At 45.3% G+C, this 21405-nt stretch carries 16 protein-coding genes; 6 read left to right on the top strand and 10 right to left on the bottom strand.

Translation table 11 applies throughout. From position 1 onward, the window contains the following. Nucleotides 1–288 precede the first annotated feature (288 nt). The 3 genes from AC3WJJ_RS17695 to AC3WJJ_RS17705 form a co-directional block, all read right to left on the bottom strand. Nucleotides 289–1425, bottom strand: coding sequence for a response regulator (locus AC3WJJ_RS17695; protein ID WP_492542722.1), 1137 nt, complete (start codon nt 1423–1425; stop codon nt 289–291). 671 nt (nt 1426–2096) lie between these two features. After that, nucleotides 2097–5513 carry an S-layer homology domain-containing protein gene (locus AC3WJJ_RS17700; RefSeq protein ID WP_492542724.1) on the bottom strand — a complete coding sequence of 1139 codons (3417 nt, stop codon included), beginning with the start codon at nt 5511–5513 and terminating at the stop codon, nt 2097–2099. A gap of 171 nt (nt 5514–5684) precedes the next feature. Continuing rightward, nucleotides 5685–8714: an ATP-binding protein gene (locus AC3WJJ_RS17705; RefSeq protein WP_492542726.1), complete on the bottom strand. Its 3030-nt coding sequence runs from the start codon at nt 8712–8714 to the stop codon at nt 5685–5687. A 211-nt stretch (nt 8715–8925) separates the two neighbouring features. Here AC3WJJ_RS17705 and AC3WJJ_RS17710 point away from each other — a divergent pair, with 211 nt between their 5' ends. After that, a complete protein-coding gene (locus AC3WJJ_RS17710; RefSeq protein WP_492542728.1) occupies nt 8926–9183 on the top strand; it encodes a hypothetical protein in 258 nt (85 codons plus the stop codon). A 7-nt stretch (nt 9184–9190) separates the two neighbouring features. Then, nucleotides 9191–9490 carry a helix-turn-helix domain-containing protein gene (locus AC3WJJ_RS17715; RefSeq protein ID WP_492542729.1) on the top strand — a complete coding sequence of 100 codons (300 nt, stop codon included), beginning with the start codon at nt 9191–9193 and terminating at the stop codon, nt 9488–9490. Between the two features lie 62 nt (nt 9491–9552). Here AC3WJJ_RS17715 and AC3WJJ_RS17720 read toward each other — a convergent pair whose 3' ends face one another. Continuing rightward, nucleotides 9553–10395 carry a MurR/RpiR family transcriptional regulator gene (locus AC3WJJ_RS17720; protein WP_492542731.1) on the bottom strand — a complete coding sequence of 281 codons (843 nt, stop codon included), beginning with the start codon at nt 10393–10395 and terminating at the stop codon, nt 9553–9555. Nucleotides 10396–10579: 184 nt separating this feature from the next. Between AC3WJJ_RS17720 and AC3WJJ_RS17725 the strand changes: the two genes are divergently transcribed. Genes AC3WJJ_RS17725 through AC3WJJ_RS17740 form a run of 4 tightly spaced genes read left to right on the top strand, consistent with a single transcriptional unit; the run spans nt 10580 to nt 14954 of the window. Continuing rightward, nucleotides 10580–11470 carry a DUF8171 family membrane protein gene (locus tag AC3WJJ_RS17725; protein ID WP_492542732.1) on the top strand — a complete coding sequence of 297 codons (891 nt, stop codon included), beginning with the start codon at nt 10580–10582 and terminating at the stop codon, nt 11468–11470. Further along, on the top strand, nt 11463–13334 hold the full coding sequence (locus AC3WJJ_RS17730) for an ABC transporter ATP-binding protein (protein ID WP_492542734.1): 1872 nt from the start codon (nt 11463–11465) through the stop codon (nt 13332–13334). Before AC3WJJ_RS17725 ends, AC3WJJ_RS17730 begins: the two co-directional genes overlap by 8 nt. Beyond that, on the top strand, nt 13309–14118 hold the full coding sequence (locus AC3WJJ_RS17735; protein ID WP_492542736.1) for an energy-coupling factor transporter transmembrane component T family protein: 810 nt from the start codon (nt 13309–13311) through the stop codon (nt 14116–14118). The genes AC3WJJ_RS17730 and AC3WJJ_RS17735 overlap by 26 nt, the downstream gene beginning before the upstream one ends. 53 nt (nt 14119–14171) lie before the next feature. Then, a complete protein-coding gene (locus AC3WJJ_RS17740; RefSeq protein WP_492542738.1) occupies nt 14172–14954 on the top strand; it encodes a PHP domain-containing protein in 783 nt (260 codons plus the stop codon). Between the two features lie 63 nt (nt 14955–15017). On the opposite strand, the gene pstB is transcribed toward AC3WJJ_RS17740, so the two are convergent. From pstB to AC3WJJ_RS17770, 6 genes are all read right to left on the bottom strand, one after another. Continuing rightward, nucleotides 15018–15773: a phosphate ABC transporter ATP-binding protein PstB gene (pstB, locus tag AC3WJJ_RS17745; protein WP_492542739.1), complete on the bottom strand. Its 756-nt coding sequence runs from the start codon at nt 15771–15773 to the stop codon at nt 15018–15020. 55 nt (nt 15774–15828) lie between these two features. Further along, a complete protein-coding gene (pstA, locus tag AC3WJJ_RS17750; RefSeq protein ID WP_492542741.1) occupies nt 15829–16737 on the bottom strand; it encodes a phosphate ABC transporter permease PstA in 909 nt (302 codons plus the stop codon). After that, entirely contained in the window at nt 16734–17696 is a 963-nt protein-coding gene (gene pstC / locus AC3WJJ_RS17755) for a phosphate ABC transporter permease subunit PstC (protein WP_492542743.1), read from the bottom strand. Before pstC ends, pstA begins: the two co-directional genes overlap by 4 nt. A gap of 96 nt (nt 17697–17792) precedes the next feature. Next, nucleotides 17793–18647 (bottom strand): phosphate ABC transporter substrate-binding protein, encoded by an 855-nt coding sequence (locus AC3WJJ_RS17760; RefSeq protein WP_492542745.1) that lies wholly within the window; start codon nt 18645–18647, stop codon nt 17793–17795. Between the two features lie 80 nt (nt 18648–18727). Then, a complete protein-coding gene (locus AC3WJJ_RS17765) occupies nt 18728–20125 on the bottom strand; it encodes a stalk domain-containing protein (RefSeq protein WP_492542747.1) in 1398 nt (465 codons plus the stop codon). Between the two features lie 248 nt (nt 20126–20373). Then, on the bottom strand, nt 20374–21330 hold the full coding sequence (locus tag AC3WJJ_RS17770; RefSeq protein WP_492542749.1) for a serine hydrolase domain-containing protein: 957 nt from the start codon (nt 21328–21330) through the stop codon (nt 20374–20376). Between the last annotated feature and the right edge of the window lie 75 nt (nt 21331–21405).

The raw sequence follows: 21405 nt of genomic DNA on the forward strand, positions 1-21405 counted from the left end.
CGTTCGATACATCATCCATTCGTAGTACAGCGATTCAAAAGCGATTTACAAGTAAATTTAGGACATAACACATATTACGTGTGAAATCGAAGTTAGATGCATTTTCCTTGTCTTTGTGTCTGTTACTAATTTCGAATAACAATGTATATACGCACGAATCAATTTACCATCTATTATAACGAAAAATATCATAAATCAGGGGATATTGGTGAAATATAGTGGAATGACATAGAGGTCCATCTTATTAGATCATGGACCTCAAACATTAAATAGTATGTAGCTATGGCTTTATTTGCAGATTTTCTCATAAAGATTGCGAGATTGTGCCGATGGACGAACTTGCAATTCCTCCAATTTACTCTCTAGATTGCGATAGACGGTATGAACCTGATTGTTTTTGCCAAGTTCGGAATAGCTTTTCATCAACAGACGATACGCTTCTTCATCATATGGAAAACTATCAATTACAGAGTTTGCCGTATCTACGGCTTTATCATAATCTAGCTTTTGCAGATAAATTTCACCCAAGCTGAGTTTCCATGCATATGCCGCATTCTCAAGTGCTTTAGCTTCGGGTTCAGCCCATGCATACAGATCATTCTGCAAGAATGGATACACCTGATATGCTAAAGTCTCTTCAATATCCACGGGATCAGGATTGGCCACTTGTTTAAGCTCCTTGATCCGCTTCCGGAACATCCTCACATCTACCGTTATCCGCTCTGGTTGCAGATAGTAGCTTCCATTCTCATACTGGACAATGCCTGTAAGACCAATCAGTTTCAGGTTCTTCCTCAGGAGACTGATGCAGGTGTGCAAATATATCTTAGCCTTCTCATAACTCTCTTCTGACCATAAACATTCAATAATACGATCACGATGGATTCGCTTATCTTCTTGATTAGCTAGGAAAGCGAACAGCTCTTTCTCTTTCGAGGTCCTCCACTTCAACTGCTGGCCTCCATCCACACTCGCGGCAAAAGAACCGAATAGCTGGATCAGTAGATTAGGTGCCCCTTCTCCATCTCCCTTGCTTGGTTCCTTCGAGATCGCAGATATAGTACGCTCGCTCTCTTTTCTTATTCTTGCAACTGTCTTCGCCAATCTGTCTGGATCTATCGGCTTGAGTAAATAATCCATCGCAGCATGTTCAAAAGCCGCAATAGCATATTGATCATACGCTGTTACGAACACGATATGTACATCACTGTTCTCATTTCGAACTAGCTCCGCAAGCTCCAGCCCATTCATCTCAGGCATCTCGATATCAAGAAACAGAACATCCGGACTCATCTGCTTCAATTGATGAATCGCATCAAACCCATTGCTTGATTGGCCAATCACTTCAACATCCATATTCCTCAAAAAAAGTTCGAGCATACGACGTGCATGTTCTTCATCGTCGACTATTAAGGCTGTGGTCATAGGTGCTCCTTCAATTATCGATTCAATACTTCAGTGGACGCTCTACTGCATCTTTAGTTTGAGTATAGCACCGGAGTTGCCATGTTATAAATAAATTGTCGTATCTTAGCAGTTCCTTATCCTTCATTAATTAATTAATTGGATAAAGGAACAACAGAAGTAATTTATTTAAATAATATGGTGCCGTAAAGATAAAATACACAAATAAGTTTAGAGAAGGATACTTCCTTGTTAACCTTGGTCCGAATATTTTATTTCCAACATACGTAACAATTTTCCTCTTTAGAAATATTAAATCTACTAGAAAAATAATACCGGCTATCAGTACGATTACAGCAAAAAAATAATTTGCCCATGTGAGAAATTCAATCAACGAAGTTTTGTTCATTTATTTTTCCATCCCAGTCCAATCCCCTTGTAATTTTACTTAGCTCTCCTTAAGATGTATTTCCGCCATCATTCATCATAATAGAGTTAGATTGTGAAAGACATACATTTATATCGCAACTCTCACTCCCTTTGATTGGTAATAGCCCATAGAATTAGGCTTCAGTGTTGTTGATAACTCGGCCTATTATAAAAAAGGACGAGCCCATGCATATGGAGATAACTCCTTAGCATGACTCATCCTTTTTTGTTATATATCTAATCCCTATCCCTTTATCCTCTATCTACTCGTTATCTGTATTCTTATCTTTCACTTCTTGATTTTTCTCCATGTACCAGAAATGATCTGTTGCCGCCTCTTCAATCTCATGAAACGCCCAGTTACCGGAAGATACGTCTGAGAACGTCGGCATCAAGTCACCATAGAGTGGGCCCCGCTTAAACAAGCGGTTCATTACCTTGACCGCCTCGGCCCGGGTTAATGGATCCTCCGGACGAAACGTATTATCGGCATTACCCACCATGAACTCAAATGCAGAGGCAATCTGGATCTCATCTGCTGCCCAGTAGTCATCTTTTACATCCGCGAATGATTTAGCCCCACTTGGTTTACCGCACGCTGCGAATGCGCTCGCATCCAACTCACACTCCTTAGACACCCACCTGGCGACAATTGCCGCCATCTGTGCTCGCGTAACTACGGCCTTCGGACGAAATGTTCCATCTTTGAAACCAGCAATAATACCACTCTGACTTGTGCGGTTAATCTCTTCAAGCGCCCAGTATCCGTCTGCTACATCCTTAAATTGAATAGGGCGTTTACTAGATGAGTCAATCCTCATATTACGACCCAGCATTGCGGCAAGCTCCGCTCGAAGAATGGCAGACTGTGGACGGAAACTTCCATCATTATATCCCTTGATGTATACCTTATGTGCACCGCTTAAATTCTGCTCCGATTTCCAGCCTGGCAAATACACCATGCTGAACGTACTGAACTTACTAATGTTGAACTTCATCCCTTGCATACCTGGTGCGAATTCGCTAAGTTCACCTTGAACAAGCTCTTTGGTACCATCGTCATGCTCAATAAAGATTACTAAATGATCCAGTAAATCTTTACGCTTAGCATCATCAGATGGGAGCGTACCTAATGGCATGTATAAGATGACCGGACGATTCTCCATGTTGGTTTCAACCGTCATGGGACGTCCCCAGATCGAAAGGTTATCGCTTTGAGCTATTTTTTTAATGATCTCTTCTTTTTTGGCCCTTTCTTCCACTTCAAGACGCTTCGCTTGCTCCTTGATTGGAATGAATCGGAAGTAGAGATCATCTGTGAATGTCGCTAGTGAATCACCAGGAATCATAATTCTCATATTTGCGGTCGATAGCTCCAGATCATTAGAATCTGATTTAAGTGATTGTAGTGACGCCTTCGGCACATCAACCTTCACTTCAGATACTTCATCACGTACATCTGGTATCACAACTCGAATCGCCTTCGTTCCTTGCTCTTTTGCCTTAGCCTGTGCCTCTTCCACAACACTCGTCTGTAAGGTTACATGGTCTTTCTTCTTCCCATCAGCTTCTGTCTTTCGCAGGACCTTGGTCTTCGATACGATATTTCCTCTTATACCGGTTTCTACGTCCACTAAAATTTCTTGCGTTGAACTTGGATTACCCGCGCCACCAATAGCTCCACTACCACTACCACTACCACTACCACCGCCGGCACTTCCAGTGCTGCCTCCTGTGTTACCTCCACTGTTGCTATCAGCAGCTTTAGCAACCGCTGAAGTTAATCGGCTTTGTACCGGCGAACCTAACTCCGTTCCGGTAGCCGCTACCGGTGTCACTTCAAAGGATACATACTTCCCTTGTGAGGTTGCCTGAAGCACCAAACTCTGAGTAGCTGCACCTTGAATCTCAGTCTTGTTCGTTCCGTTCGCATCCTCAGATACATACCATTTGAACAAGGTTTCTCCTTCTACATCGCTGTCTGCATCATCAAAAACATAACTTCCCGTCAACGTCTGACCTACCTGCGCCTCACCCGTGATCTTCACATCTCGGGCCGTAGGAGCTAAATTGGCAGCGCCAATCGGTCCGATCGCGGGTGTCATTACACTTTTTCCTGCAAGGATTCCTTCTGTTGCCACCGGCATCACTTCAAAATAAATGTACATACCAAGCCACTCTTCCTGAAGTTCGAGTGTCTTCGCTGTAGCTTCAGCGATTAACGTTCTATCCGATCCACTTGCATCACTGGAATAGTACCATCTGTAGCTGCTCTCACCTTCTGGGTCTCCATCAACATCGCTATAACTATAAGTTGCCGTCAAGGTTCCGCCTGATTGAACCGCGCCTGTGACGATAACGTCACTTGCGACAGGCTCCTCATTGGACTCCATAATCGGACCATAAAATGGCGATGCTACAGCTGTACCCAGCGTTGTACCTGAAACAGCTACAGGCGTGACCTCCAAAGAGATATACTTGTTGAGCGAGTCGGAATTTAACGTCATCGAGGTTTCCGTTGCTCCCACAATCATCTGTTTATTCGTCCCAAGCTGGTCATCCGCTATATACCATTGGTAGCTGGAAATACCTTCGCTATCATTCTCCTTGTCACTGTACTCATAGCTGCCTTCTATCACTTTCCCGACCCTATACACATTTGCTGAATTAAGGTTTACATTATGCGCAGCCGGTGCTTCGTTAGGAATTACGAATTCCCCAAGCATCCGTATATAATTACCGTCAGCATCGAATTCAGCAATACTCTTCGAATAGTTAGCAATCCATAAGAGTCCATCCTGCAAGACGTGAACTCTTTGGCTATAAAAAATCCCTCCTGCATTATTGACTACTTTCTTCTGAAAGGTGCCATTACTGTCAACGAGATGCACGCCTTGTGTGTCGCTTATATAGACCTGCCCCTGTTGTCCCACATCAACGGAGATAGGAAGATTAAGCTTACCTGTATTGTTAGTTGTATTCGGATTATAATCTCCATAAAATACATCCTTCGACTGATCAGGATCTTTTACATAAAGGCCACTCTCATCTTTAGTAAGCTTATAAATGACGTTGCCCCAATAACTAGCTACATACATATGATTACTGGAATCAAAAGCGACGTCCATCGCACTAAATGCAGCAATACCATACTGGAACACGCCGTCTTTGTCATAGACACGTATCGGTTGTTGAGTAGAACGGTCATCAACCGTAACATACACTAGACCACTGGAGTCCACAGATACGCTAAGTACATCAGATGACAGTGATATTGTAGATAGATACGTATACAACCCATTTTGTGAATTAGCTCTATACACTTGCACCCGATAGTTCCATCGATCGGCTACGTACAAATCCCCATTTGGATGAATAGCAATGTCAGCTTGATAATTAAAATGGTTGTTATCTGAACCCGTTACATTGACTTCGCCAATGGTTTGAAGTAAGTTCTCGTCCTTGTCATATACCCGTATACTGCTACTTGCCAAATCGTTCACAAAAATCCGACCATCGGGTCCACGCTCTTTCACCGCCCTAGACGTTCCTTTCCAGCCGTCCCATCCGGGCTTTTGAAATGATTCTGCTAATGACTCGCTTACACGAACACCGGAAAATGACGATATAATAATCGCGATTCCAAGCAGTAAGCTGAAGAATTTCTTTATTCTTTTCATGCCTGTATCTCTCCCTCTGCTATTAATCGACTAAATTCTACAAAATACCACTTAACAAACACTTAACAACCATGCATAGACTTTTATTAACACAAACAAAAAAGAAGCTGTCCCATCGTAGTAAAGACTACTTTGAGGACAACTTCTGTCTTATACATTATATATAGGGATTTATACTTCAGAGAATAATAGAGGAAGCCAGATTGTCACACGGGTGCCTTGACCCAGTTCACTTTGAATAACGGGTGCTCTTCCTGTCATATGTGCAATTCTACGCATGGTGTTACGGAAACCTACTCCTTCTTTTCGCTTACTCGTATCAAGCATGCCTTTTATCTGCTCTGGCGTCATACCCACACCATCATCTTCAACAACGACACGGACGAATGCCACGTCTCTATGTATCCCCAGTCTAACCGTCCCACCGTCCAGCTGCTTCGTTATGCCATGCAGGATAGCATTCTCCACAAGCGGCTCAATCGTCAGCGGCATTACATTACAATGATAAAGCTCCCTATCGATATCGAACTCGACATTTACCCGCTCACCGAATCTCGCCTTCTCAATATCAACATATGCTTCGATCAATTCCAGCTCTTTGCTGAGCTTGACGGTATCCTCGGTATTGTCTAGATGGAAAATACTTCGCAGATATCGGCTGAATATACCAAGCAATTCACCTGCACGTACCCCATCCGTATAACAAAAAGACATAATGGTACCCAGAGCGTTATAGATAAAATGTGGTTTGATCTGTGATCGTAGAAACGCCATTTCATTCACTGCTGCCTCTCTGACAAGCCGTTTCATTGCTAGCAGCGTGTTGATACGAACCCTAACTTCCCCCGGATCGAGTGGACGAGTAATGAAATCACTCGCACCTGCAGAAATTCCAGCCTCGATATCCGCCGAAGTGCTACGGGAGCTAATGAGCAGAATCGGCATTTCTGTTTGCGTAAAGTCCTGCCTAATCCAGCGACATAGTTCAAATCCATTCACTTCGGGTAACATAACATCCACTAGAACAAGGTCAGGTCGATCTATTCCTGATATTTGCTCGTAAGCTTTCTGGGCACTTCCGATACAATAAGTGTTGTAACCTTCCGTCGTAAGCATGCTGGATAGATGTTCTACGTCGATCGGATTTGCGGAAGCAATCAGAATACGTGGTGTTCCCTCCATAAATTGTTCAGAATCAGTTGTTAATAATGTATCCCTCTTCAGTAACCCCTCTGCTGTTGCCGCTGCTTCCCCACTGGCTACCGATTGTTCAGCTAGTGGCAATTGAATGCTTACTTCACGACCTCCAGTGATTCGTCCCCCCATGAGCTCCACGAGCTCTCTTGCCACAGTTAGACCCGCTGCAAATCCATTCTCCTGTGCTTGAGCATCAGATGAATGGTCTCGATCCGATGGATCTCCATCAGACTCGATCCGAATGATAGCTTGTCCGTTCTCAATCACCGTGGATATATGTATATCTCCTTCATGCACATCCGTCAATTTATGATGAATCACGTTATACAACACCTGAGTGAGCCGGCCCTCATCTGCATATACATACCTCGGCTCGGGACTGACTGCGGGGACCATCTGAATATTCTTACTCTTCGCTAGAAAACGAGAAACCTCCAGCACAACCGATATGCAGCTTACCAGATCTACCGGTGCCAATCGAAGATCCAGATGACCATGCCGAATATGTGTAGCATCAATAATATCGTTGACCATATTCGACATGCGAAAAGCCGTATTTCGAATCATTAGCAGCTGTTCCGTCTCCTGTGGCCCCTGCACCCTGCGGGAAGATTCATCAAGTAAAGCCCGAGACACATTCATAATGCCGTTCAATGGGGTATTCAGTTCATGTGAAGTGATGTATAGAAACTCGTCCTTCATTCGGTCAGCAAGCTGTAATCGCTTCGTCAATGTATTCATATCATGATAAGCTTGCACATATTGATGAATTAGCAGGGCAAGGACCGAGATCAAGAACAAGAAGCCGATTGCATTGTTAAGAAAGATAGACGTCAGATTTTCGTAACTTAGAATAACATTCAAGGCAAGCATAAGCAGCGCCCATGCTGATGCAAAATACAGCTGAAACTGTCTTTTGTTCAGTCGTCCGTAGTGTCCTTTCATATATATCATCGCCAAATAACAGACCAACGCTCCTAAGGTAAGCGTCATTCCCATGTACATAATATCCTGTGCTTGCGAATACATCCGGAAAGGCAGCACCGCAATGACTGCAACATAAAGAAGCAAGATGGATGTCTCAGCTAGGAGGAGGGTGCGAGTACGAGATTTATCGAGCAGCTTCCACGATATAAGGAAGAACAGGGCCGGAGCTGCGAATACGGACATCAATTTGATCTTAAAGGCCAGCTCAAATGGTAAGCCGGGCAGTAACTGGAGCAAGATTCGTTCTCCATTCGATAAGACACTAACAGCAAAGATTGCGAAATATATACCGAATAAGAGTAATAACTGATTTCGATGAAACCAAAAATACATACCGAGCATGAGCACCGAAATAAAGAGCCAGATTATAACCCCCGACATGTCCAATCCCGTTAGCATACCCTTTAATACTTGAGCATCCTTGGCTAGACCGAAGTGCAGGGAGTTTGCTACTCCGCCCTCTTTATAATCATAATTAGCAGCTTGAAGCAGAATTTCGATCTCGTTAGACGTATTCTTAAAATACGCTGTATAAGGAACGTTTCGCGGTGTATACTCTTCCCTTGTTGCAGCAGGCTCTCCGGAGCTGCCTACCCATGTTCCATTGATATATAGCTTGTCTGCAAATCGAACATAATTTTTGATGACCGCTAACACTTCTCCTTGAGGAGCATTTCTAACGACAAGCCGGTAGGTGCCGTAACCCTTAGCCTTCATGGAAACACCGTTTCCATCCGTCCAGTTGTCCCATTTCCCCGGAACTTGAATGAAACGGCTCGTCTCCGAATCACCCGTGATATCTCCTGGCTTCAACAATTGATCCGGATAGAACTCCCACTCTCCATTCAAAGGGAATAAAGGCTGTTCACGAGAATCCCAGTCTCTCAGATCCAGAACCCCTTGCTTGACCACAGGCTCTTCATGATTCGGTTCTGCTGATAACGTCATGACGAAACCGACGAAAAGGGTGGCTAGGACGAGGATTATTACAAATTTATCTTTCATGATGCGTATCACTCATCCTCTACCTCCTTACCTACTAGCGCATCTCTTCCCCTCTTATGTGATTCACAAAAGAAAAGCTCCGAGATGAACTCCCTTTTATTCTCCGTATCTTGGTCTTATTCCTTCTCCGAGGTCATTTGCGTACCATGTAATTATCAATTGATGTTTAATAACATAAAAGTTATAATAATAACATATATGTTATTATAGGTGGTACTAATCCATGTACAAAATCATTCTAACGGACGAAGTTGAAAACTTCCTAACTGAACTTAATGGGCTAGCCACACGAGACAAACTAGCTAGAGGCCTCCTCAAAAAAATTTTTTACTGCATTGAACGACTCAAGAAAGACGGAACAAGAGTCGGCGAACCTATCACGAAACATATAAACGGGAACCCTCCCAGAGAAATTGAAACAGCAGAACGCAGGATGGAAGAATATAAGAATAAGTACAAAGAGGAATCTGAAAAGGAGTAGAATTAAAATGAGAGAATGGAATGAATTTTCACAAACCCTTGATGCTATTGAGGATATAGAGCGTCAAGCCATCAGAGAGACCGCAAGGATTGTTTCCGACCTTATTAAAAGACGTGAGGAACTCGGAATGACACAAGCAGAACTCGCAACTAAGGCAGGATTAAAACAGTCCGCAATAGCTCGTCTCGAGCGGGCTTCCACTATTCCACGAATGGATACTATACAGAAGGTAGCCCATGCATTAGGTTTGCAATTCACATTAATTCCAGAGCAAGAGGCGGCCACTGCCCTACTGGCTTACGCCTAATCATACGAACATAAAAGGAGCGAGCAGCCTACGAATAGGCCCTCGCTTTTTTTTAATTCCCCCTAAGCCTTCCCCCTCGGCAATTTATCTGCATACTGCTTCCTTAGTTGCCCGAGACACTCCAATCTCTCCATTACCTTCTCCTTATTCAACATCCCAATGCTCAGAATAATCTGCTCCATGAGTAGTAGTGGTGTAACCATGGAATGAAATTCCCCCATGTCTCCTCGGCTGACATAAAACGATACCTGCGCACAGGTTCCATATCTGAAATCCTCCCGGTCTGTGACCATAATGGCCGAACAGTCCGTGCGACTCACACAGTCGAGGATGACTTCGGTTTCAGGCAGCATTCGTGTAAAGCTGAAGATCAGTATCACATCATCCTGTTCCAGATGTGCAAGAGATTCCAATAACTCATGACCGCTTCCTGCCATAATCCGAATCGACATACCAAACCTCGACAAGCGATAAGCTAACAATTCTCCTAGGGAAAGAGACGGACCTGGCGCATATACATATACCCTTCTGGCTCCGGCCATCAGCATGGCAGCTTGCTCTAGCTCATCCGGGCGGGTCCTCTCCATCGTAGCTTGAAGATGATGCTTCGCCTGCTCTAGCATTTTTAACGGTAGACTGGATGCATCCATCTGGGATATCGTCTTTTCTAATTTTACAGCGGGTGTGGTATCTGTTGATTCTCGAAGCATCCTTTTGAACGCCTTAGCATTCTCATAACCTATCGCCCGCCAGAACCTCGATACCGTCGCGATACTTGTGCCAAGCCGATCTGCCAGTTCCTGTTCAGTCATGAACAGAACCTCTTCAGGACAGCGTTCAATAAAATGGGCAATCTTAAGCTGACTATGTGAAAGTTCAGATTTAAGTGGAAACAGATTTATCACTCGGGCTGCACTCCTTCTACGTTCATCTCTACAGTCCATGTTAATTCATGATTGTTATGTAAGTTTTATTTCATCATTAACATAATGTAAAAAATATTACACTGCGATGACATACTCCCCCGTTAGTTTTAATAATCCCCTCTTATACTAGGAAACAAATCCCATACCAAGGAGGCTCCTCTTCATGCTTCGTAATTCAAGGGTCTACACCCTCACTTCTTCACAAAAAATGATGATTTTTGTTCTATCCATGTCACTTTACGGCTTATCCAACATGTTCACAGAACTTATTCCTTCGTTGAAGCTAGGGCCGATTGAGCTATCCATTGAATATTTTGCGTTTATTCCACTCACCCTCTGTATGCTATTTCATCCATTTTATGCTGCTGTAGGTGCAGCGCTTGGGGAAGTGATCTTCGGTGAGCTTATGCTTGGTCAATTCGGTGGCCTGGGTGAACTTGAGAAATTCCTTACCTTCTCCTTTGCGATGTACATTGCTGGCCGAATGGTGAAAGATCCGACGAAGCGGGCTCATGTGGGTATCGCAGCAATGACCGGTGTTGTCATTCATCAGCTCTGCAGCTCGCTAGTGGATATCGGTAAGGTCTGGATCGGTGTTGAAGAATTCGAAGCCGTGCCTGGACTGGCGCAAAGTGTTGTCCTTGTGGAAGGTGTAGGCTTCCTAAATGATGTCCTATTCTCCGGTATTCTGTTTGCTCTTCTGCCTACTTTGTATCTAGTTCCAAGACTGTATGGAAAAATCGAGCCGCTGCTCGGGATCAGACCACGTCAAAAGATTACCCAATACGAATCTGCCGGTATGATATCCCCTAAGATCATCATTATCGGAATCATATTAGCCATCGCCGCTTTCGGAGCGGAGTCGCTCTCCGAGACGGATTGGAACTTCGGAGAATGGGACAGCGGATTTGAAGACCGATTCGGTGTAGGAGCGATCTGGATCAGCATAGCTGTTGCAGCCGTGGTAGCCATTGCAGTCCTTGCACTCATGCGTTCCAAGCGAAACCGTAATATCACTAAAGACAAACCGTCAGGAGATCTACCGCATGCCTAAACATACCCAACTTGAAGGTGACGACATAATCGTCAGCATATCCGATGTATCCTTTGTGTACCCCGGTTCAGACCAATCTGTGCTAAACGGAGCTACTCTCACCATTCAGCGCGGCAGCTTTACCGCGATTATAGGTGGCAACGGATGCGGTAAATCCACCTTATGTAAATTGTTTAATGGACTGATTCCTCATTATTATTCGGGCGATTATGCAGGCACAGTTGAGATCTGCGGGCTGTCCACCGAAGAGCACAGTGTCGCAGAGCTATCTCGAAAGGTAGGCTATGTCTATCAAGATTTTGACAATCAGCTTGTCCGCCCCACTGTGCTGGATGAAGCTTTATTCGCCCCACTAAATTATGGTCTAGCCGATTACCGGGCTATGGGTTTGCGCGCACTCGAAATGTGTGGCCTGACTCACCTGAAGGAGCGCTATATATGGGAACTCAGCGGTGGACAAAAGCATTTGCTCGCTTTGGCGGGAGCCCTATCGCTTGAGCCAGACATTCTTGTCGTAGATGAGCCGGTCTCTCAGCTGGATCCTCAGCATGCACGCCAAGTGTACGAGGTACTGCGTCAACTGAATCAGGTATATGGAAAGACCATTATCGTTATAGAGCATCATACCGAGTTTATCGCTGATTATTGCCATGAGGTCTGCTTGATGGAGAAGGGCAAGGTGCTGTGGAAGCGTCCCGTTGTGGAGGCTCTGAACAGTCTCGAAGATTTAGAGCGCCTTGGCATCCAGCCGCCTGAGGTGACGAAGGCAGCCGTGCACTTGTCTGCAGCCCTGACGAAACACCACGAGAGCAAGGGTAGAGTTGCCAATTTGGGGACGGAAGCGAGCTTAAGGACCCTGTTTCCTTATCCCGTAACTGCCGAATCCGCAGAGAAGTATTTTGGAGAGCTTCTACATTTCTATAACGATAGCTCTTTAACAGAGACCCTTCATGAAGAGCAAAGTCTGAAACAGGAAGATCCTAATCCAGCTGAACGTTACCCTACCAGCCCCGTCATACAATTCAACCAGACAAGACTAAGCTATCGAACGATTCGAAAAGCCGAACATGAAGTACTTCGGGGCATTGATCTGAGTTTATATGAAGGTGAACGCATTGCGCTTGTTGGCAATAACGGCGCAGGCAAATCATCTCTCATGAAACTGATTGCCGGCATAGCTAAGCCATCCAAGGGCACCGTCTCGGTTATGGGGCAATCAACGAAGGATTTATCCATTGAACAACTCTCTTCACATGTTGCATTTGTCTTTCAGAATCCTGAGGATATGTTCATTGAAGACAATGTTCATAAAGAAGTGGCCTACTGCTTGAAAAGCCGCCGTTATCCAGATGCGGAAGCCAAGGTGAACCAAATGCTACATAACTTCAGACTAATGCCCTTAAAAGATCGGGATGCGAGACTCCTCAGTGGGGGTCAACAGCGCCGTGTCTCTCTGGCGATCGGGGCAGCCATTATGCCTAAGGTTATCCTTCTGGATGAACCAACCGCTAATCTTGATCTGGCCACTCGTGAAGAGCTCCTTGGCACACTTCAGGAACTTGAGGAGCATGTACGTACCGTCATTATCGCCACACATGATATGCAGCTTGTCCATCAGTGGGCAACCCGAGTCATTGTTATGAATGAGGGTACCGTAGCAGGCGATGGAACCGTAGATGAAATCTTCTCGGATGCTGCCCTGATCGAAAAAGCTGGCCTTGCTCCCACACAGATGATGGATCTATCTGTAAGGCTGGGCATGAACTCGTCAAGCAGCTCTCCTGAACGTTTCGCCCAGCAGATGTATAGAATCCTTACCGGAAAGGAGAATCCTCAAGATGCAGCTTGTCCGCAACTGGGTTAACAAAATTACAATCGAACGAATCCAGCTTGAATTGATGAACACAGCTTACGGCAGTGGCCATGCTACTTTGTCGAGGCTCGATCCCAGGGCGATGCTAATCTGGTATCTGTTCTTCGCGATAGCGCCATGGTTCATTTCAAGCATTACGGTGCTCGCTGGATTGTTCCTTATGATGGTCATCACAACCATCCTCTCAAGGGTTACACCCTTTATTATTATCGTGTTATGTCTCGGACTCATTGGTCAGGTCGGTTGGTTATTCATCATCTCCCTCTTCTTCGGCGGAGATATAAGCTCAGCATTGCCATTGCTGAAATTAACATTGAAGCTCTCGGTTGTCTCCCTGGCAAGCATCACTGTCTTCTCTGGCATGGACCCGGAGAAGATCAGCGACGGTCTACTGGCACTCGGTATGCCTGCTACATTCTCATTCAGCCTTTCGTATGGTTACCGGATCCTGCCTGTACTCTTTGAGGAATTTCGAAATGTTCTGCTCTCTTATCGACTCAGAGGGAAGGCACCAGATCGCCACGGCTTTATGTACTGGCGAATGGCTACCTATTATGTAAAACTGCTCGTTCTATCTTTTTTTCCATTGATGTTAGCAACTGCGAAACGTTCCCGTACCACCGTAGAAGCGCTGGAGACTCGTGGGTTCTCTTACGGAATGAATAACCCAGCTTCCAAGAAACTAAAGTTATCCCATCTTCGCATCTCAGCACGAGATATGGTGTTTCTATCTGGAACCGCGGCCTATACGGCTCTGTTATTCTGGATCGGTTAAACCGCTCTATGCAAGAACTTAACTTAACTATTTAACAAGGAGTGTTCACCTAAATGAAAATTGACCTGCATACCCATGCTAAATTATCCAAAGCATCCGATTTCTCACCCGCTTATTATGAGGAAATGATCCAAGAAGCATTAGCCAACGGTCTGGACGCGCTTGCGTTAACCGAGCATTTCAATACAAGAAATTTCTACGAAGTATATGAGCAGCTAGATCGTATGTTTCCTTACAATGGCGAATACTACGAGGCTAACGGATTGAAGATCTTCCCCGGTATGGAAGTCGATATTCAGGAAACCGGCCATATTCTACTGATTGGGCAGAAAGAGCATATCTTAGAGACTCGCCGGCAATTGGATAACTACACTGAAAAAGGATCTTTCATCTCCTTTGATGCTCTAATGGATTTAGCAGAAACGTTGCCACTGCTCAAGATTGGGGCTCATCCTTTCCGTGAAACCACACCGCTGCATCATTTAGACCGCAATCAACTCCTACGTCTAGACGCATTCGATCTCAATGCAAAGGATATGTATCAATACGGAAGTGAGATCAATCATGAACGAGTAAGGCACTTTGCCAAGGATCTTGGCAAGCCGGTTACCGCAGGAAGCGACACCCACCAATGCCTTCAATACGGGAGTGTCTTTAATGAGCTTAATATGCCGTGCGAAACAGCTGCCGATCTCAAGGCAGCTATCCTTCAGGAGGCTTACCAGCTTCAAGTCTCTGATAGCCTGCCAATTAAGGTCAAAGCCTCAGTCATGCTAAAAAAATTAATGAAGAAAATTGCCCGGCTTGAAGCGGCTTCAAGCGTTGGCTCCATCTAGCTCTATCCATAGAGAATGCCCCTGTCACATTCGTTGACTGGGGCATTTTTTCGCATTATGTCATTAACCAAAACGTCCACTTATATAATCCTGCGTCCTTGAGTCTCTCGGATTGGAGAACAAATCCTGAGTTGCTGCATGCTCTACCACTTCGCCATTTAAGAAAAATACCGTCTGCTGTGATACCCGCGCTGCTTGCTGCATGTTATGGGTGACCATCACAATGGTATAGCGCTCCTTCAGCTCATGTGTGAGCTCTTCTATCTTAAAGGTGGATACAGGATCGAGCGCCGAGGTAGCCTCATCCATAAGCAAAATATCAGGTTCAACAGCTAGCGCACGTGCAATGCACAGTCGCTGCTGTTGTCCTCCAGAGAGGCTTAACGCTGGACGTTTCAGACTGTCCTTGACCTCATCCCACAGTACGGCGGAACGAAGACTCTGTTCAACAATTTCATCAAGCATTTTCTTATTACGAATACCATGCTGTCTGGGGCCAAAAGCCACATTATCATAGATAGACTTGGGAAACGGATTCGGCTGCTGAAATACCATGCCGATCTTTTGACGTAGAGATTCAATAGGAACCTCATCTGCATAAATATCTGTACCACCAATAGCAACTTGTCCTTCGATCCGTGTTCCTGGTATTCGGTCGTTCATCCGATTCAGTGTTCGTAGCAATGTCGATTTACCGCACCCAGAAGGTCCGATTAACGCGGTAATGGCAAGCCGAGGGATTGTAAACGATATATTCTTAAGTGCATGGAAATCTCCGTAAAATAAGTTGAGTTTATTCATTTCAATGAATGCCTGCATAACGTACCCTCCCCGGACGAAATAGTTAATATGGTATGCATCCGTCTTTAAACAATTAGGCTTTATTCTTCCGTGAATTCAGCCACAGCGGTACACGGAACACAATGTTAATAAGCAGTGCCACCAAAATCAGTACAGCTGTTGTCTTCTGTGCAATTTCCTGTGCATCAGGAACAATGGCCTCCGACTGGACGTACCAGAGATGAACCGCAAGCGTTCCACCCGGTGAGAACAAGCTGAAATCCCACATTTCTCCCGACGTGGATACACCGGCGGTCAGAATTATGACAGCACTCTCACCGAAAGCCCGGCCTGCTGTAAGGCAGATCCCCGTCATGATTCCACTCATCGCAGCCGGCAGCAATACACGCCGAATCGTCTGTAAGTGTGTTGCCCCGAGGGCAAAGGAAGCATTTCTAAGTTCCACAGGAACAGCGCGAATCGATTCCTCCGTCACACGGGTCAATACAGGCAGATTCAGAAAAGCAAGGCTGATCGCTGCGCCAAGAATCGTAAGTCCGATTTCGAAGAATTCAACAAATAGAGCAATTCCGAACAGACCAAAGATAATGGACGGAACAGACGATAAACCCTCAACGCAGATTCGGATAACCTCAATGATTTTATTGTTCGGAGCGAACTCAGCCAAGTATATACCTGCCGCCATTCCAATCGGGATGGAAATAATGAGCGAAATAATAAGTACGTAGAATGAATTGAACAAGGCGGGTCCGATCCCACCACCCTCTTCAATCTCGCTGGGCAATCCGTAGAGAAAATCCCAGCTAAGCTTCGGAAGCCCTTTTTCCAGCAAGAGAAATAGTAACCCGAGGATAAATAGAATAACGACAATACCGACACCCCATACAAGCCCGGTAAACAACCGGTCTAATACGACAGACGAACCTCTGCGTTTGCCAAAAAAATAGGAGGGGATCGAATCTGCTGGCTCTTTCAAACTCATGAGTAACGTCCCCCTCTCTTCTGTAGCATCCTAACCCCTACAATCATCAAGAGTGAGATGGCGAGCAAGATAAAGCCCATCATGTACAAGCCATAATTCCAGGTCGAATCAAATTCAACGCTCGAAATCTGCATCACGATGTTACTCGTTAATACGGCAGTTGGTGTGAACAGACTGTTCGGCAATTGCGCCGTATTCCCGATGACCATCACAACGGCCATCGTCTCACCAATGGCCCGGGCCATGCCCAGTATGACCGCGTACATGATTCCACCTTTAGCAGCAGGTAGCACCACTCGGATAACCGTCTGAAAGCGATTCGCGCCAAGCGCGTAGGCTGCATCACGATATTTATTAGGAACGGCGGAGATGGCATCATCACTAATTCGGCTGATCGTTGGAAGTACCATAATCGTAAGAACAATCGACGCCGCTAATAGTCCATCAGCTAGATCATGCCCGCTAATGCTTCTCAGCCACGGAATGAGGATGGTAAGCCCTAAAAATCCATACACGACCGATGGAATGCCGACTAGCAGATCAAGCACCGGGCGTAGTAAATTACGCAACCACTTCGGTGTCATTTCAGCCAAGAATACCGCAATGATTACAGAGATTGGGATGGAGATCAGCATCGTGAGACTGGTTAACGCGAGGGTTCCTAGAATGAAGGTTAGCGCACCATAATGCTCATTTTCGGGGTCCCAATTGGTAGAGAAGAAGAATTCCTTAAATGAAACTTGAGAAAAAGTTAAGACTCCTGTCCGCAGCATCAGAATCAAAATGCTGAATAGAACAAGACAGACAAACAAAGCACTAGATATACAGAGTATTCGAAAAAGGCTATTCGACCATCGAAGACGTGCCTTTCGGTCGAATTTCGTACCGGAAGCTGCGCCAATACTGTGACCAAGCTCAGCTGCGGTTATACTTTTCGCCTCGGAATTCATATTCATCATATTGCAATCTCCCTCTCATACAAGAGAAGCCAGCTTGGCGTCCATACGCTCTAGCTAGCTTCTCTTCCTTATCATTTGTACAGGCTATGGATTCGTCTACTTCACTGCAGAAAGTGGGATGAACTTCAGCTTTTTCAATGAACCATTCTGGAATTTACTGCTCTGGATATATTCAATGAACGCTTTGGTTGCACCCGTTGGTTGACCTTTTGTCATGAAATAACCGATTCCCCATACTTTGTAGCTTCCGTTCAGTACATTCTTCTCCGTTGGGTCCACACCGTTAATGCCAATCGCCTTCATCTTGCTAGTTACATAAGGAAGGTCGATATAACCGATTGCGTTAGGCGTTGTCTCAATCGTTGTCTTCATATCGCCACTGGAGCCAACTTCTTTGTAGTTATCGCCTTTGTTCATGAAGTCTTTACCATCCAAAGCTTTCTGCTGGAAGTTAACACGTGTACCGGAACCGAATTTACGGTTCACGACAACGATATTGGCATTGGCTCCACCAACATCTTTCCAATTGGTCACTTTACCTGAGAAGATGTCCTGCAATTGTTTCGTTGTCAGACTTTTCACACCGACATTCGGGTTTACTACAGCGGCAAAGACCGTTACTGCTACTGGATTTGCTACTAAACCATCAAATTTCTTAAAGCCCGGCACGTCCTTGGAAGCATCCCAGTCTACGGCACCGATATCAGCGATCCCTTTACGAACTGATTGTGGGCCTGTGATGGAACCCGCGGCAGAAGCAGAAACTCTAACCTTCGGGTTGTCTTTCTTGAATTCACTTGCTGCTTGAAGCGTAAGCGGAAGGAGTGCGGAAGACCCGTTGATGACAATGTTCCCTTTCACATTGCTTTTTGCTGCTGCAGCGGAAGAAGCACCGCCGACCAGAGATACGGCTACCATGATTGCTGTTAAAGATTTCATCCATTTTTTCATCGTTATTAACCCCTCTCAATATGGAAAATCATAATTTAATGAATCTGGACTTGATCAACTCGTGTTAGGTGTTATTTCTGTTACTTCGTAACGGGTTGCCAAGTGTTGTCCGTATTTACAAAGACTTGATCGTTCTTGACGATTGCAATTTGTGATACCGAAACCGCTATAGAAGATACGTCAGAGGATACGGTATACAGCTTGGTTTGTTTGCCAGTCAACGTATCGATGGCATAAATCACGCTGCTCGTATCGTCCTGCGCGGCCAGTACATACAGCCTATTGTTATGTAGAACGAGCTGCTCCACATCGTTATCTGCAAAAACTTTTGTCACTCGTTGTGAGCTGTCTACAGACATAAGCGTGGCTTTCTCATCCGTCGAAGGCACACTTACGTAGTAAGCTTTCGAGCCATCACCCGATACAACAAAAACTTTGTCATCCGTTGAGGAGGTAAGACTTACAGCTTTTGAGTTTGATAATTCGTTGTTAAATGAATTAATCTGTACCTGATTCGATGAGAAATCGATGGATACATTATCCTCATCAATATTAGTCGTATCGGAAGTTACCTTACCTAGTGTCGTTACCGTGTAGATAAACTTCTTGCCGTCCGGCGATACACTCAGGTTCTCCTTGTAGTCCACCTTATCCTCAACGATCTTCGTAATCGATCCGTCACTCAAGCTGAGCTTGGCAATAACCGATCCCTTATCTCCTTGCAGGAAGTAGATCGCACTTCCGTCTGCGGACCATACAAGTTCTGGCTTAATGCTGTTATCATCCGTGATGAGCGTGGAGGCTTTGCTGTTCAGATCCAGTACATAAACTGCACCTTCGGCTGAGGAGTATGCCGCTTTATCTCCACTAGGCGAAACTACCAGATCAGATCCCCCACTTGTCGTCAGAAGCAAATCGTACTTGCCGCTAGCTGTATCGATTAGATAATCTGTTCTACCATTCTCATCCGATTTGGAGACGATCATCTTGCCTGCTCCTGCAAAACGAGGATTCTCTGCCCCTTCGAGCAGCTCTACCGTGCTGATCTCGATAGCTCCCGCATTTCGAACCAGTGTGCCACCAAGGCCAGAAACAAGCGGACGAATCGCTGTATAACTTGAGCCTTCAATATTCGTCATGGGTTGTGACATGTTTGAAGCCTTGCCATCGACGATGATTTGTTTCGAATTGGTTTTGAGGACCACTGTATGGTCATTCAACTTGATGGTTGTTATTCCACTCCGCACATCAGCTTGCGCGCTCAGTGCTTTGATCAGATCCCGTACAGATACAAGCGTTTCACCATTTCTGACAATCGTGCGAACCGAAACGGCATTACCGTTAATTTTTAACGAGGATTGCTGAACTTTTACCGCAGCTACCGGTTTCGCTACTGGTGCAGCCGATACCGCACCCACAACTGAAGTGCTTACTGCAGCTGTAACCATCGAAACCACGAACGCCTTCTTCATCAACATTGGCTCATGTCACCCTTCTTTTTTAGCATTCGAATCATTTTTTTGTAAAAATTAACCTGATCTGATTGTTATTATAGGAGCCATTTGTAAACGGATAAGCCTATATTTGTTATGTAATTGTCAATATTTTCATAAAAAATATTCATTATAATCATCAAAAAAAGTCCCTACCTCGCTCGGCTGCTGGCAGCAACCCGTAGGTAGAGACTCGCTTTATCCTCAATAATTACACGTATCCAGACTTCATATTAGCTGCGGACTCCATCAAGCAACAGAGGAACGATCCATTCCCGGAATACGTCAACCTTGTGCCGGTCTTTCTTACGTTTATCTTCCGTTAGGACGACGACTGTCTCCAGCTGTGGCACCACATAGATAAACTGCCCCCCAAAGCCTCGCGCGTAAAAGTAATCCACGGGAGAACCGGAAGCTTGTCCATCGTCAGTAGCTGGGAATGCATCAACCCACCAATGCCAGCCATACCCACCGGACCAGGGAGGATCTACCGTAATGCTCCGCTGGACAGAGCGATGGACTCGTTCTGAAGAAATGAGCTGCCTTTGTTGCCATTGCCCCTTTTGCAGATAAAGCTGGCCGAATTTCAGAAGATCAGCAGGCTTCATCCGTAAACCATAACCCCCGGTGTGCACGCCCTGAGGATCAACCTCCCATTCATAATCCTCGATACCAAGGGGGCCGAATAAATGCAGCTCCGCAAACCGTGCGGTTGTTATGCCGGTCACCTCACATAGGATTGCGGATAGCATCTGGGAGACACCCGAATTATATTCGAAGCGTGTGCCGGGTGTTTCGGATAACAGCTGCTCCAATACGAAATCAACCCAATGTGGTGATCTGGTCATCCGGGGAAAGGATTTTTGCCCACCGAATTCAGTCCAATTGAAACCAGCCGTTAACGTTAGCAGATGTTCTAGCGTGATCTGCCGCTTCCGGCTATCATCTGATGCCTGAAGCTTGGGGAAGAATGCAGCTGCGGGGGTCGTCACCTCTGGGATTAGTCCGCGGTCCATACCAATGCAGAATAATGCAGAGACAATGCTTTTGGTACAGGAGTTGATCTTAGCAGGTCTATCCTCAGCCTGTTGATCCCGATAGTATTGGAAGACCGTTGCTCCGTCTTGGCTGATGAGGCAGCTTCTAAGATCAACGGAGGAGACTAATTTTTGTAAATCATCATAATTCATGTCCTTACTTCCTTTTATACTGAGTTCTATATACCCATGATGTCATGCTCAACACCCAAAGTCCAATCGTAAAAA

The organism is Paenibacillus sp. FW507-14B1B (assembly GCF_058781425.1).

Excerpts from the sequence above, each read along its gene's own strand:
- AC3WJJ_RS17710 (WP_492542728.1), top strand. The coding sequence starts at position 8,926 with ATGTACAAAATCATTCTAACGGACGAAGTTGAAAACTTCCTAACTGAA.
- AC3WJJ_RS17760 (WP_492542745.1), bottom strand. The coding sequence starts at position 18,647 with ATGAAAAAATGGATGAAATCTTTAACAGCAATCATGGTAGCCGTATCT.
- pstB (WP_492542739.1), bottom strand. The coding sequence starts at position 15,773 with ATGCAGGCATTCATTGAAATGAATAAACTCAACTTATTTTACGGAGAT.
- AC3WJJ_RS17700 (WP_492542724.1), bottom strand. The coding sequence starts at position 5,513 with ATGAAAAGAATAAAGAAATTCTTCAGCTTACTGCTTGGAATCGCGATT.
- AC3WJJ_RS17725 (WP_492542732.1), top strand. The coding sequence starts at position 10,580 with ATGCTTCGTAATTCAAGGGTCTACACCCTCACTTCTTCACAAAAAATG.
- pstA (WP_492542741.1), bottom strand. The coding sequence starts at position 16,737 with ATGAGTTTGAAAGAGCCAGCAGATTCGATCCCCTCCTATTTTTTTGGC.
- AC3WJJ_RS17735 (WP_492542736.1), top strand. The coding sequence starts at position 13,309 with ATGCAGCTTGTCCGCAACTGGGTTAACAAAATTACAATCGAACGAATC.
- AC3WJJ_RS17715 (WP_492542729.1), top strand. The coding sequence starts at position 9,191 with ATGAGAGAATGGAATGAATTTTCACAAACCCTTGATGCTATTGAGGAT.
- AC3WJJ_RS17770 (WP_492542749.1), bottom strand. The coding sequence starts at position 21,330 with ATGAATTATGATGATTTACAAAAATTAGTCTCCTCCGTTGATCTTAGA.
- AC3WJJ_RS17730 (WP_492542734.1), top strand. The coding sequence starts at position 11,463 with ATGCCTAAACATACCCAACTTGAAGGTGACGACATAATCGTCAGCATA.
- AC3WJJ_RS17765 (WP_492542747.1), bottom strand. The coding sequence starts at position 20,125 with ATGTTGATGAAGAAGGCGTTCGTGGTTTCGATGGTTACAGCTGCAGTA.
- pstC (WP_492542743.1), bottom strand. The coding sequence starts at position 17,696 with ATGATGAATATGAATTCCGAGGCGAAAAGTATAACCGCAGCTGAGCTT.
- AC3WJJ_RS17740 (WP_492542738.1), top strand. The coding sequence starts at position 14,172 with ATGAAAATTGACCTGCATACCCATGCTAAATTATCCAAAGCATCCGAT.
- AC3WJJ_RS17695 (WP_492542722.1), bottom strand. The coding sequence starts at position 1,425 with ATGACCACAGCCTTAATAGTCGACGATGAAGAACATGCACGTCGTATG.